This is a genomic window from Xanthomonas sp. WHRI 1810A, assembly GCF_040202885.1.
GTDB lineage: Bacteria > Pseudomonadota > Gammaproteobacteria > Pseudomonadales > Pseudomonadaceae > Aquipseudomonas.
Map to the genome: position 1 here is coordinate 44,381 of NZ_JBEGED010000023.1, position 12,305 is coordinate 56,685.

At 63.7% G+C, this 12,305-nt stretch carries 13 protein-coding genes; 8 read left to right on the forward strand and 5 right to left on the reverse strand.

Annotation, left to right across the window (positions count from 1 at the left end; genetic code table 11):
- Positions 1 to 28: 28 nt before the first annotated feature.
- The 4 genes from ABQX22_RS24210 to ABQX22_RS24225 all read right to left on the reverse strand — a co-directional run bounded on the left by ABQX22_RS24210 (position 29) and on the right by ABQX22_RS24225 (position 5,011).
- On the reverse strand, positions 29 to 910 hold the full coding sequence (locus tag ABQX22_RS24210) for a pirin family protein (RefSeq protein ID WP_349802414.1): 882 nt from the start codon (positions 908 to 910) through the stop codon (positions 29 to 31).
- 219 nt (positions 911 to 1,129) lie between these two features.
- Entirely contained in the window at positions 1,130 to 2,350 is a 1,221-nt protein-coding gene (gene fabB, locus ABQX22_RS24215; protein ID WP_349802415.1) for a beta-ketoacyl-ACP synthase I, read from the reverse strand.
- 10 nt (positions 2,351 to 2,360) lie between these two features.
- On the reverse strand, positions 2,361 to 2,876 hold the full coding sequence (gene fabA / locus ABQX22_RS24220; RefSeq protein ID WP_268800733.1) for a 3-hydroxyacyl-[acyl-carrier-protein] dehydratase FabA: 516 nt from the start codon (positions 2,874 to 2,876) through the stop codon (positions 2,361 to 2,363).
- Positions 2,877 to 3,085: 209 nt separating this feature from the next.
- Positions 3,086 to 5,011, reverse strand: a complete 1,926-nt coding sequence (locus ABQX22_RS24225; protein WP_349802416.1) for an ATP-binding protein — start codon at positions 5,009 to 5,011, stop codon at positions 3,086 to 3,088.
- A gap of 308 nt (positions 5,012 to 5,319) precedes the next feature.
- Here ABQX22_RS24225 and ABQX22_RS24230 point away from each other — a divergent pair, with 308 nt between their 5' ends.
- The 8 genes from ABQX22_RS24230 to ABQX22_RS24265 all read left to right on the forward strand — a co-directional run bounded on the left by ABQX22_RS24230 (position 5,320) and on the right by ABQX22_RS24265 (position 11,770).
- Positions 5,320 to 6,345, forward strand: a complete 1,026-nt coding sequence (locus ABQX22_RS24230; RefSeq protein ID WP_349802417.1) for an NAD(P)H-dependent glycerol-3-phosphate dehydrogenase — start codon at positions 5,320 to 5,322, stop codon at positions 6,343 to 6,345.
- A 22-nt stretch (positions 6,346 to 6,367) separates the two neighbouring features.
- Positions 6,368 to 6,766, forward strand: coding sequence for a DUF4389 domain-containing protein (locus tag ABQX22_RS24235; protein ID WP_349802418.1), 399 nt, complete (start codon positions 6,368 to 6,370; stop codon positions 6,764 to 6,766).
- Positions 6,763 to 7,221, forward strand: a complete 459-nt coding sequence (gene sixA, locus ABQX22_RS24240) for a phosphohistidine phosphatase SixA (protein ID WP_349802419.1) — start codon at positions 6,763 to 6,765, stop codon at positions 7,219 to 7,221. Before ABQX22_RS24235 ends, sixA begins: the two co-directional genes overlap by 4 nt.
- 173 nt (positions 7,222 to 7,394) lie before the next feature.
- Entirely contained in the window at positions 7,395 to 7,838 is a 444-nt protein-coding gene (locus ABQX22_RS24245; protein ID WP_349802420.1) for a hotdog fold thioesterase, read from the forward strand.
- A gap of 118 nt (positions 7,839 to 7,956) precedes the next feature.
- The gene (locus ABQX22_RS24250; RefSeq protein ID WP_349802421.1) at positions 7,957 to 8,790 is read left to right on the forward strand and encodes an alpha/beta fold hydrolase; all 834 of its coding nucleotides are present in this window, start codon (positions 7,957 to 7,959) and stop codon (positions 8,788 to 8,790) included.
- Positions 8,787 to 9,641 (forward strand): alpha/beta hydrolase, encoded by an 855-nt coding sequence (locus tag ABQX22_RS24255; RefSeq protein ID WP_349802422.1) that lies wholly within the window; start codon positions 8,787 to 8,789, stop codon positions 9,639 to 9,641. The genes ABQX22_RS24250 and ABQX22_RS24255 overlap by 4 nt, the downstream gene beginning before the upstream one ends.
- 152 nt (positions 9,642 to 9,793) lie before the next feature.
- Positions 9,794 to 10,612 carry a DUF4892 domain-containing protein gene (locus ABQX22_RS24260; protein ID WP_349802423.1) on the forward strand — a complete coding sequence of 273 codons (819 nt, stop codon included), beginning with the start codon at positions 9,794 to 9,796 and terminating at the stop codon, positions 10,610 to 10,612.
- A gap of 105 nt (positions 10,613 to 10,717) precedes the next feature.
- Positions 10,718 to 11,770 carry an AI-2E family transporter gene (locus tag ABQX22_RS24265; protein ID WP_349802424.1) on the forward strand — a complete coding sequence of 351 codons (1,053 nt, stop codon included), beginning with the start codon at positions 10,718 to 10,720 and terminating at the stop codon, positions 11,768 to 11,770.
- Positions 11,771 to 11,798: 28 nt separating this feature from the next.
- Here the strand turns inward: ABQX22_RS24265 and ABQX22_RS24270 are convergent.
- The coding region (locus ABQX22_RS24270) for a hypothetical protein (protein WP_349802425.1) at positions 11,799 to 12,305 on the reverse strand (507 nt) is incomplete at its 5' end.

The following is a 12,305-nucleotide window of genomic DNA, read 5'->3' on the forward strand; positions in this document are numbered from 1 at the left end:
TGAATTCGCTACTCCAGGGTGTGCCAGTTCACAACGGTTGCGGTCTGGCTTTCGGGCTGGCCGGCAGCTCAATCCTGCCCGTTTCCCCCGGCACCGTCGGCCAATCGCCGGCCGCCCACTTCGCCCGTGCCTGCTCGATCAACGCTGCGTTGCTGGCCACGAAGTTCCAGTTCATGCGCCGCGGCCCGTCCAGCGCAGTCCCGCCGATCAGCACCGCGTGACAGTCACTGTCCGCGCACAGCGTCGGCTCGTCACCAGGCGTCAGCACCACCAGGCTCCGGGCCTGCACCGGTTCGCCGTTCAGCCGCGCCTCGCCCTCGATCACGTACAACGCACGTTCAGCGTGTTCGTTGGGGATGAGCAGTGTCGTGGCGGTTTGCAGTTGCAGCTCGGCGTACAAGGTGGAGGAGAGCACCGGCACCGGCGATGTCAGGCAGAACCCGCTGCCGGCAATCAGGCGAATGTGGATGCCCATGCTGTCACTGACCGGCAGGGTGCTGGCGGCGTGGTGACTGTAATGGCCGTCTCCCTGTTCCATGGATTGCGGTGAGGCCAGCCAGACCTGCAGGCCATGCAGTGTCGAGCCACTGTCGCGCAGATCATCCGGCGTGCGTTCGATGTGGGCGATGGCGCGTCCCGCCGTCATCCAGCTGACTTCACCTGGCCGCACACGCTGATCGCTGCCCAGGCTGTCCTTGTGCCGGAGCTGGCCCTCGAACAGGTACGTCAGCGTCGACAGCCCGATGTGCGGGTGCTGACGGACGTCCATGCCGCGACCTGCCGGGTAAGTGGTCTCCAGCATATGATCGAAAAACACGAACGGCCCGACACTGCGGCATCCGGCGGAGGGCAGGGGGCGCAGGATTGGCTGGCCTTCGACGTCTTCGGCGCGGGGGGTGATGGTTAACATCTCAGGGCTCTCGAAGGTGGGTTGTATGGGCAAAGCTTAAACCGGGAGCTCTGGTCTGTGGGAGGGAGCTTGCTCGCGATGCCGTCATTTACCATCTGAGGGTGGGTCGGATGCATTGGCATCATCGCGAGCAAGCTCCCTCCCACGGTATCCAGGAAATGTCTTGCATAAAAAAGGCGCCCCGAAGGGCGCCTTTTTCAGGTGTTGCGACTGCGACTGTTACTTACCGGTCCAGCGCTTCATCACCAGCGTGGCGTTGGTGCCGCCGAAGCCGAAGCTGTTGCTCATGACCTGGTTGATCTCGGCATTTTCGCGGGTCTTGGTCAGGATCGGCATGTCAGCAACGGCCGGGTCCAGCTCGTCGATGTTGGCCGAACCGGCCATGAAGTTGCCTTCCATCATCAACATGCAGTAGATCGCCTCGTGAACGCCGGCGGCGCCCAGGGAGTGACCGGACAGGCTCTTGGTGGAGCTGATGGCCGGGGCATTGCCGCCGAACACTTCGCGCACGCCTTCCATTTCCTTGGCATCGCCCACCGGGGTGGAAGTGCCGTGGGTGTTGAGGTAGTCGATAGGGCCTTCAACGGTGGACAGTGCCTGCTGCATGCAGCGGATGGCGCCTTCGCCACTCGGGGCGACCATGTCGTAGCCGTCGGAGGTCGCGCCGTAGCCGACCAGTTCGGCGTAGATTTTCGCGCCGCGGGCCAGTGCGTGCTCCAGCTCCTCGACCACCACCATGCCACCACCGCCGGCGATGACGAAACCGTCACGGTCGGCGTCGTAGGCGCGGGAGGCGGTCTGCGGGGAGTCGTTGCGTTTGCTGGACAGTGCGCCCATGGCGTCGAACAGGAAGGACTGGCTCCAGTGCTCTTCTTCACCGCCGCCGGCGAACACGATGTCCTGCTTGCCCATCTGGATCTGTTCCATGGCGGTACCGATGCAGTGAGCACTGGTGGCGCAGGCAGAAGCGATGGAGTAGTTCAGGCCTTTGATCTTGAACGGCGTTGCCAGGCAGGCTGACACGGTGCTGCTCATAGTGCGGGTCACGCGGTACGGACCGACGCGCTTGACGCCTTTTTCGCGCAGGATATCCAGCGCTTCCATCTGGTTGAGCGTCGAGGCGCCACCGGAACCTGCGATCAGGCCGGTACGCGGGTTGGACACCTGCTCCTCGGTCAGACCGGAGTCGGCGACGGCGTCTTTCATCGCCAGATAGGCGTAGGCCGCCGCGTGACCGACGAAGCGATAGATCTTGCGATCGATCAGTTCTTCCAGATTGAGGTCGATGGAGCCGGACACCTGACTGCGCAGGCCCATTTCGGCATATTCCGGGTTGAACCGGATGCCAGGGCGGCTTTCACGCAAGCTGGCGGAAACGGTGTCTTTGTCATTGCCCAAGCAGGAAACAATGCCCAGACCAGTGATAACGACGCGGCGCATGCGAATACCCTTAGAAATTTTCAGTGGAAGTGAACACGCCGACCCGGAGGCCTTCGGCAGTGTAGATCTCGCGGCCATCGACGCTGACCGAACCATCGGCGATGGCCAGGTTCAACTTGCCGCGCAGGACGCGCTTGATATGAATGTTATAGGTGACTTTCTTTGCAGTCGGGAGGACCTGGCCGAAGAATTTGACTTCGCCCGAACCCAGTGCGCGACCGCGGCCCGGCAGACCCTGCCAGCCGAGGAAGAAGCCTACCAGTTGCCACATGGCATCCAGGCCCAGGCAGCCTGGCATGACCGGATCACCTTCAAAGTGACAGGCGAAGAACCACAGGTCGGGAGTGATATCCAGTTCGGCGACCAATTCACCTTTGCCGAACTTGCCGCCTTCTTCGCTGATGTGAGTGATGCGATCCACCATCAGCATGTTGGGGGCGGGCAGTTGCGCATTACCTGGGCCGAACAGCTCGCCGCGACTGCAGCGCAGCAGATCTTCCCGGGTAAAGGCGTTTTGTTTGGTCATGCGAGCTCCTCGATAATCCTGTGCGGCAGGGTGCAATCCACCAGCGGGTCGCATTTACGCGCTCTGGTCCCTGCCGGCAGCCTACTCATAGACTGTGTCGTTGTAGTGAAAGTCACAGCACAGGCGAAATGAATGTACACCTGTGCACTGAAATTTTCCGTCCACACTTTTCCGTGGAGCGAATCGGCGTACAAGACTGCCGCAATTTATCATTTATCGCCAGTCGCAGATGCCTTAATGGTCAACCAGCGCTGTAAAACCTGCTGCAAATCAGTACGTTTGAACGGCTTGGCCAGGTAATCGTTCATTCCGGTTTGCAGGCACAGCTCGCGGTCACCCAGGCGAGCATTGGCGGTCAGCGCGATGATCGGCAGCGACTCGAGCCCCGGCAGCGCCCGGATGCGCCGCGTTGCCTCGTAGCCGTCCATGACCGGCAGTCGGCAATCCATCAACACCAGGGCGAACGGTTCCTTGCTCACCATGCTCACTGCCCGGGCGCCATCGCCGGCGACGCGCACCTCCAGCCCCAGGCTGCGCAGCATGGCTTCCACCACGGTGCGGTTGACCGGGTTGTCCTCCACCAGCAGCACGTGGCCCTGGCGCTGGCCGGATTGATCGCCCACGGTCGCGTGTTCGCTCGCCGGTTTTTCCGGGGGCAATAGTGGCAACGGGATCTGCAGGGTGAACACCGAGCCCAGGCCTTCGTTGCTCTGGGCGGTCAATGTGCCGCCCATGCGCTCGGCCAGGTTGCGGGCGATGGGCAAGCCCAGGCCGGTACCGCCGTAGCGCCGGGAAATCGAATTGTCGGCCTGCTGAAACGGGTCAAACATCGATTCCAGCAGCTGCGGCGAAATGCCGATACCGCTGTCCTCTACGGCACAGGTGAAGTGGATGTGCTCGGGGTCCGGTTGCGTCCAACTCGTGTGAATGCGCACGCTGCCGAACTGAGTGAACTTCAGCGCGTTGCCGATCAGGTTCACCAGCACCTGGCGAATCCGGGTTGGATCGCCGTTGACTTGAAGCTGATCGATGCCCGGCTGCAGGTTCAGCTCCAGCGCCAGCCCACGCTGCTGCGCGTCCGGGGCGAAGGCTTGCACCGACGTGGTAATCAAGCCGCCCAGGCAGAACGCGATGTTTTCCAGCTCCAGCGCATCGCGTTCAAAGCGCGAGAAATCGAGGATGTCGTTGATCACCCGCAACAGGTGCTCGGTGGACTCGGTGGCCAGCGCCGAATACTCGGCCTGTTCTTCGGTCAGGGTGGTGGTTTCCATCAACTGCAGCATGCCCAGCACGCCATTCATCGGGGTGCGCAGTTCATGGCTCATCATGGCCAGGAATTCCGATTTGGCGCTGTTGGCCCGCTCGGCTTCCTCGCGGGTCCGGATCAGCTCGTCCATGGCCTGTTTCTGCTCGCGACTGGCTTTTTCCAGGCCGAACGCCAGGTTGTTGATGTGCCGGGCCAGGTCGCCCAGTTCGGCGTCATCGGCCACCGGCAGCGGCTTGGAATAGTCGCCCCGCTGGATCGCCTTGACCGCCTGGCTCATGGCGCTGATGGGCTGGGACAGGCTAAGGGCCAGACGGCGGGCCAGGATGTAGGTGAAGAGCAAGGCGAAGAGGGCGAGGATGCCGGCCTTGAGCAGGATTTCCTGTTCGCGCTGATTGAAGGCGTCGCTGGACATCCCCACCAGCACCTGGCCCAGGTACTGATTGGCATGCGCGCCGGGGGACGCGGCGCCGGGCACGGTCAGGCCGCTGAACGGGGGGCGCTGCAAGCGGATGGGCGCCTGGAAGACTTCGATCTGCCGAGGCGGGGTGTGCTTGTCGGCCGGCTGCTCCAGATGCACCACCCTTTTGCCGCTGCTGTCCCGCAACTCCAGAAACCTGACGTGGGGCGTTTGCATCGTGGCCCGCATCAGGCTTTCCAGCACGTCGGTGTTGCCCACGATCACACCGTATTCGCAGGCCGGTGCCAGCTGGTTGGCGATGAGTTGCCCGGTGTGGGTCAGTTCCTGACGCAGGTCCTGAATCCGTACCACGGTGAAGAAACTGATCAGCAACAGGGTCAGCAACAGTGCCGGTCCCAGGCTGAGGACTTGTGTGCGGGTGCTGATGTTCCAGGCGCGGCGCAGGGTCATGGCTGCACGTCTGCAGGGGTTGGCCACGTCACGGGGAACAAGGCGCTGAACGCGACCCGTGCGGGCCAGCGATAAGCACAAATGGGTGGCATCAAGTCGGTCTCGTCGGGCGGCGGCGTAACGATAGCTCATGGGCGGCGCGCTGGAATTTTCCCTGCGGCCCGGCATCTTAACCGAGCCGACGGGGTTTCGTCGGCGGCGGGCGCTGCGCGGCCTTTGAGCGGTGTTGCGTTTGCCGCTGGTCGCATCGGCGTCGCACCGTATAATGCGTCCATCGCCAGATGTGTTGGCCCTGACTGGATTGTGAAATGACCCCACAGCAACCTATCGCAGTGCTCGGCGGCGGCAGCTTCGGTACGGCCGTGGCCAACCTGCTGGCCGAAAACGGCCACCGGGTCGTGCAGTGGATGCGCGACCCCGGGCAGGCCGAGGCGATCCGCGTCAACCGTGAAAACCCGCGCTACCTCAAGGGCATCAAGGTGCTCGACGGCGTGGAACCGGTCACCGACCTCAAAGCCACCCTCGAAGGCAGCGCGCTGGTGTTCGTCGCGCTGCCGTCCAGCGCCTTGCGTTCAGTGCTCACGCCCCATGTCGAACGGCTGACCGGCAAAATGCTGGTCAGCCTGACCAAGGGCATCGAGGCCGACACCTTCAAACTGATGAGCGAAATCCTCGAAGACATCGCCCCGCAAGCCCGGATCGGCGTGCTCTCCGGGCCCAACCTGGCCCGGGAAATCGCCGAACACGCGCTGACCGCCACCGTGGTCGCCAGTGAAGACGAAGACCTTTGCCAGCAGGTCCAGGCCGCGCTGCACGGGCGTACGTTCCGGGTCTACGCCAGTGCCGACCGCTTCGGGGTCGAACTCGGCGGTGCGCTGAAAAACGTTTACGCGATCATTTCCGGCATGGCGGTAGCGCTGGGCATGGGCGAAAACACCAAGAGCATGCTGATCACCCGGGCGCTGGCGGAAATGACCCGCTTCGCCGTCAGCCAGGGCGCCAACCCGATGACCTTTCTGGGGCTGGCGGGCGTCGGCGATCTGATCGTCACCTGTTCCTCACCCAAGAGCCGCAATTATCAGGTGGGCTTCGCGCTGGGCCAGGGGCTGAGCCTGGACGAAGCCGTGACCCGTCTGGGCGAAGTCGCCGAAGGCGTCAACACGCTGAAGGTGTTGAAGGTCAAGGCCCAGGAGCTGCAGGTCTACATGCCACTGGTCGCGGGTCTGCATGCCATCCTGTTTGAAGGTCGTACCCTCGAACAGGTGATTGAACTGTTGATGCGCGCCGAACCCAAAACCGATGTCGACTTCATTTCGACCAGCGGTTTCAATTGAAATAACCCGGCAGGAGAGCCTCTTGAACGAATCCAGATTCAAGCAAAACGAATCGATGCTGCTGCGCATTCTGTGGATGGTGGTGTTTGTCGTGGTATGGCAGGTGGCCGAACTGGTGCTGGCCGTGGTGGTGCTGGTGCAGCTTGCCTACCGCCTGTTCTACGGCGCGCCGAGCCTGAGCATGATGCAGTTCGGCGACAGCTTGAGCCAGTTCCTGGCGCAGATCGGCCGCTTCGGCACCTTCCATACCGATCAGAAGCCCTGGCCGTTTGCCGATTGGCCGACGCCACGCCCGCCTGAAGGTGAAGCGCCGCATACCGAGCCGCGCAACGGGCCGGCCGCGACTCAGCCGGTGCCGACCGCAACCCCTCCAGTACATGAAACAACCCCTCCAGTACATGAAGAGGAGCCGAAGCTGTGAAGCTATGGATTCTGCGCCACGGTGAGGCCGAGCAGCAGGCCCGCACCGACGCCGAGCGCCCGTTGACCGCCCACGGGCGCGAAGAGGTGCTGACCAGTGCGGCGCATCTGATGGGCAAGCCGCTGCGCTGCATCATCGCCAGCCCGTACGTGCGTGCACAGCAGACCGCTGAACTTGTGCGTCAGGCCCTGGGGTTTAGCGAGTCCATCGTCACCGTGCCATGGCTGACGCCGGACAGCGATCCGCGCAAGGTGCTCAGCCAGCTTGACGCGTATGCCGGCGATGAGGTGCTGCTGGTCAGCCACCAACCGCTGGTAGGCACCCTGATCGGCCTCGCCGTGCACGGCAACGTCCAGCAGGCGCAGCCGATGCACACCGCCAGCCTTGCGCAGCTGGAAGGGGATTTTCCGCTGGCGGGGTCCATGGAGATAGTGGGCGTGAAGCATCCCGCATAGTTCTGAAAATCTGTAGGAGCGAACGTGTTCGCGAGGCGGCCTTGCCGACACGCCCGGTCAGGAGCTTCGCCAACAAGTTGGCTCCTACAGATTCTGTTGATCGTTCCCAGGCTCCGCGTGGGCACGATCATTCAAGGTTTCTCCCAGCCGGTCAAAACAACAAAGGAATGAACATGACGATTTGGCACAGCCCACCTGATATCGACGCGCTGAACGCAAAGCAGAAAAACACCATCGGCGAGCTGCTGGACATCCGCTTCGAGGCCGTCGACGACGAATCCCTCACCGCAAGCATGGTGGTCGATCAGCGCACGCATCAGCCCTATGGTCTGTTGCACGGCGGCGCATCGGTGGTGCTGGCCGAAACCGTGGGGTCTTCCGCCAGTTACCTGGTCATCGACCCGAGTAAGTTCTTCTGCGTTGGCATCGAGGTCAACGCCAACCACCTGCGCGGTTTGCGCAGTGGCCGGGTGACCGCCGTGGCCCGTCCGGTGCACCTGGGCCGCACCACCCACGTCTGGGACATCCGCCTGACCAGCGATGACGGCAAAGCCAGCTGCATCTCGCGCCTGACCGTGGCGGTGGTGCCCCATGGCGAGCAGCCGCCGAAGCAATAAGCCCATTTGTTTCACCCCATGACCGGAGTGTCACTGTCGATGGCGCTTCCGGTCGTTGCCGTGCCCCTGGCCGCTGCCCACAATGGCCGCCATATCTGGCTGTCCGGGAGGCGCTGGCATGACTCAACCTGTCTTTTTCGCTCACGCCAACGGTTTTCCGTCCGCCACGTACGGCAAATTGTTTGCCGCGCTGGGTCCCGAGTTTCAGGTCACGCACCTGGAGCAGCACGCCCATGATCCACGCTTCCCGGTGACCGACAATTGGTCGACCCTGGTGGACGAGCTGATCCACCACCTGCGCGAACAACCGCAACCGGTCTGGGGCGTCGGGCACTCCCTGGGCGGCGTGCTGCACTACCACGCCGCGCTGCGTTGCCCGGAGCTGTACCGGGGCGTGGTGATGCTGGATTCGCCGGTGCTGACGCGGTTCGATCAATGGATGATCCGCGCGGCCAAGCGCTTCGGCTTTATCGATCGCATCACCCCGGCAGGCCGTACGTTGGGGCGGCGTGAAGTGTTTTCCGACCTCGACGCCGCGCGGCACTATTTCTCCGGCAAGACCCTGTTCCGGCGCTTCGATCCCGAGTGTTTCGAGGCCTACCTGCTGCACGGCCTGCTGGCGGACGGCGACACGTTGCGATTGCGTTTCGACCCCGCCACCGAGATCAGCATTTACCGCAGCGTGCCCCACACCAGTCCCGGCCTGGCGCGGCAGTTGCGGGTGCCTTTGGCGGTGGTCCGCGGCGAACACAGCCAGGTGATCAGGCGCCATCACGCCTATTCCGTGAAAAGCATGCGCGAAGGGGAGTACCTTTCAGTGCCGGGCGGGCACATGTTCCCGCTGGAACATCCCGAGGACACCGCGCACATGCTCAAAACCCTGTTTGCCCGCTGGACCTTGCGTCGCGCGTCGGCCAATGACCTGCAACCGCCCGCGCGTGCAGAGGCATGACCTGCAACGTTGAAGAAGTCCGGCTGAGCCTGCCGCACATCGAACTGGCGGCCCATCTGTTCGGCCCTGCGGACGGCCGGCCGGTGATCGCGCTGCACGGCTGGCTGGACAACGCCAACAGCTTCGCCCGGCTGGCGCCAAAGCTTGAGGGGCTGCGCATCGTCGCCCTGGACATGGCCGGTCACGGTCATTCCGATCATCGGCCGACCGGCGCCGGTTACAGCCTGCCGGATTACGCCCATGACGTGTTGCAGGTGGCCGAGCAGTTTGGCTGGGAGACATTTTCCCTGCTGGGGCATTCGCTGGGCGCCATCGTCTCGGTGGTCATCGCCGGCGCCTTGCCCCATCGGGTCGAACGACTGGCGCTGATCGACGGCCTGATACCGCCGCTGGGTGAGGCCGGTAGCGCTGCCGAACGCATGGGCACCGCGTTGCAGGCGCAATTGCGTCAATCGGCCAAACGCAAACCGGTCTACGCCGACATCGACCGCGCCGTCGAAGCGCGAATGAAAGGCGTGGTGGCGGTCAGTCGCGAGGCGGCGCAACTGCTGGCGCAACGCGGTCTGATGCCGGTGCCGGGCGGTTACACTTGGCGCAGCGACAGCCGCCTGACCCAGGCGTCGCCGATCCGCTTCACCGAGGCCCAGGCCCTTGATTTTGTCCAGGCCATCGCCTGTCCGGCCCAGTTGATCGTCGCCGAGGACGGCATGCTGGCGAAAAACAACGCACTGCTGGCGAGCCTGCCGTTCGAGGTCAAACACCTGGCGGGCGGGCATCACCTGCACCTCAACGACGAGGCGGGGGCATGCGCTGTTGCAGACTGTTTCAATCGGTTCTTCGCTGTGCCTTGACTTGCGACCGGCAACTGCCGAGGCTGAGCGGGTTGAGACAGGAGACTCCCCATGACGGACCCCCACCACGCCGCCCCTGGCCGTTCAAACCGCTCCGCTACGCGCTTTTTTCGCCACTTCCCCCTTCCGACAGCGAGCCGATGAAAGCACCCATGCGTATTACCCGCGCCCTCGGTTTGACGGTGTGCATCTGCGCCCTCAGTGCATTCAGTCACGCCGACGATGTGCCGGGCAGTCAGGACCTGGCCGCTGTGCCCCGGCTGCCAGACACTGAAATCGTCGACTATCGCCCCAGCGCTGAGCTCGAACGTATCTACCCCATGGGCTCCATTCGCAAGATCAGCGGCCAGTTGCGCTTCGACGGCCAGGTCAGCGCCCGGGGGAACGTCACCGCCATCACCTACCAGATTCCCGCCGAACACACCTCCGATGAAGCCTTCACCGCCGCGCGTCAGGCCCTGCAAAAGCAGGACGCGCAGCTGTTGTTCTGGTGCCAGTCCCGGGACTGCGGCGAAAGCAGCCTGTGGGCCAACGAGGTGTTCGGCAACGCCAAGCTGTATGGGTCCGACGATCAGCAGGCGTACCTGCTGTTGCGCCTGGCAGCGCCGAACGACAACACACTGGTGGCGTTGTACGGCATCACCCGGGGCAATCGTCGCGCCTACCTGCATGTCGATCAATTTCAGGCCAGCGCGCCGCTGGGTGAATTGCTGCCGACGTCCGCGACCCTGTTACGCCAGCTCAAGAGCACCGGCGAGCTGGACCTGCCGATGCTGGCCGGTGCGCCCGCCGAACCCTGGATCACCTTGCTGTCCCGAGGCTTGAACCTGGACAGCGGCCTGCGGGCAACGGTGTCCGGCAAAAACGCCGAGGCCTGGCGCCAGGGGCTGGTGAGTAAAGGCGTGCGTGCGGCGCGGCTGGAAGCGGGCAACCGTGACGCGGATGGTCTGGTCATCGAACTCATCCCCTGAGCCCTTGACCGGGGCACGCGTTCAAATCGCTGACGGGCGAAGGCTGGCAATGCCGGTGTTCGCCGTTATCCTCTGTGGCTCAATGCTTTATCGGTGGGATACACCATGCTCAATAACGATCGCCTGTTGGTGCAGATTCTGCTCCTGGCGTTGCTCGGTGCCTGCCTGTGGGTGATGGCGCCGTTCTGGTCGGCGCTGTTCTGGGGGGCGGTGCTGGCGTTTGCCAGTTGGCCGCTGATGCGCCTGTTGACGCGCTGGCTCAAGGGCCGGGAATCGTTGGCGGCGGCGCTGCTGACCCTTGGTTGGGCGGTGCTGGTGCTGGCGCCACTGGTGTGGCTGGGTTTCAACCTGGCAGACCACGTGCGCGATGCCACCGGGTTCATCAAGGACGTTCAGGTCGACGGCCTGCCGGATCCACCCACGTGGCTGGCGAGTGTGCCAATCGTGGGTGAACGGCTGGTGAGCTTCTGGAGCACCATCGATCAGCAGGGCGCGGCCATGCTGGCCAGCGTGCGGCCGTACCTGGGCCAGGTGGGTAATTTCCTGCTGGCGCGCAGTGCGCAGATCGGCGGCGGGATTCTCGAGCTGACGCTGAGTATCGTGTTCGTGTTCTTTTTCTACCGCGACGGCCCGCGACTGGCGGCCTTCGTGCTCAGCCTGCTGGAACGGCTGATCGGCGATCGCGCGCAATACTACGTCGATCTGGTGGCCGGCACCGTGCAACGGGTGGTCAACGGGGTGATCGGTACTGCCGCGGCCCAGGCGCTGCTGGCATTGATCGGCTTCCTGATCGCCGGGGTGCCGGGGGCGTTGGTGCTGGGCATCGGCACCTTCCTGCTCAGCCTGGTGCCCATGGGCCCGCCGCTGATCTGGATTCCGGCCACGGCGTGGCTGGCCTGGAAAGGCGACTACGGCATGGCGATCTTTCTGGGGCTGTGGGGCACGTTCATCGTCAGTGGCGTCGACAACGTGCTCAAACCGTACCTGATCAGCCGCGGCGGCAACCTGCCGCTGGTGATCGTGCTGCTGGGCGTATTCGGCGGCTTGCTGGCGTTCGGCTTCATCGGCCTGTTCATCGGCCCGACATTGCTGGCGGTGGCCTACAGCCTGCTGCTGGACTGGGTGGGCAGCAGCCGCGCGCAGCCGCCACGGGTTTGAGTTCCTGTCATAAAAGCCGCCGCTGACTTTAGGCTTGCGTGGGGAAGCGAAGCACACTTTGCTTTTGATTCTGGCCGAAGGCCGTGGGGCGATATGGCGGCGAGTTTGGCTGTTGATTCTGGCCGCAGGCCGTAGAGCGATCTTGCGGCGAGTTTGGCCCTTGATTCTGGCCGCAGGCCGTGGAGCGATCTTGCGGCGAGTTTGGCCTTTGATTCTGGCCGCAGGCCGTGGGAGCTGGCTTGCCTGCGATCTGCCGGGCACCGGCAGTAAACCAGAGCGTGCCGTGGGTCAGGCCTGTTGAGGCGCCTGTTTTGGGGCTGGTGCCCAGCCCATCGTCGGCAAGCCGGACTCCCACGCCCTCCGGGCAGAAGCGATAGGGCGGCGAGTTTGGCTTTTGATTCTGGCCGCAGGCCGTAGAGCGATCTTGCGGCGATTTTGACTGTTGATTCTGGCCGAAGGCCGTGGGAGCTGGCTTGCCTGCGATCTGCCGGGCACCGGCAGTAAACCAGAGTGTGCGGTGGGTCAGGCTTGTTGA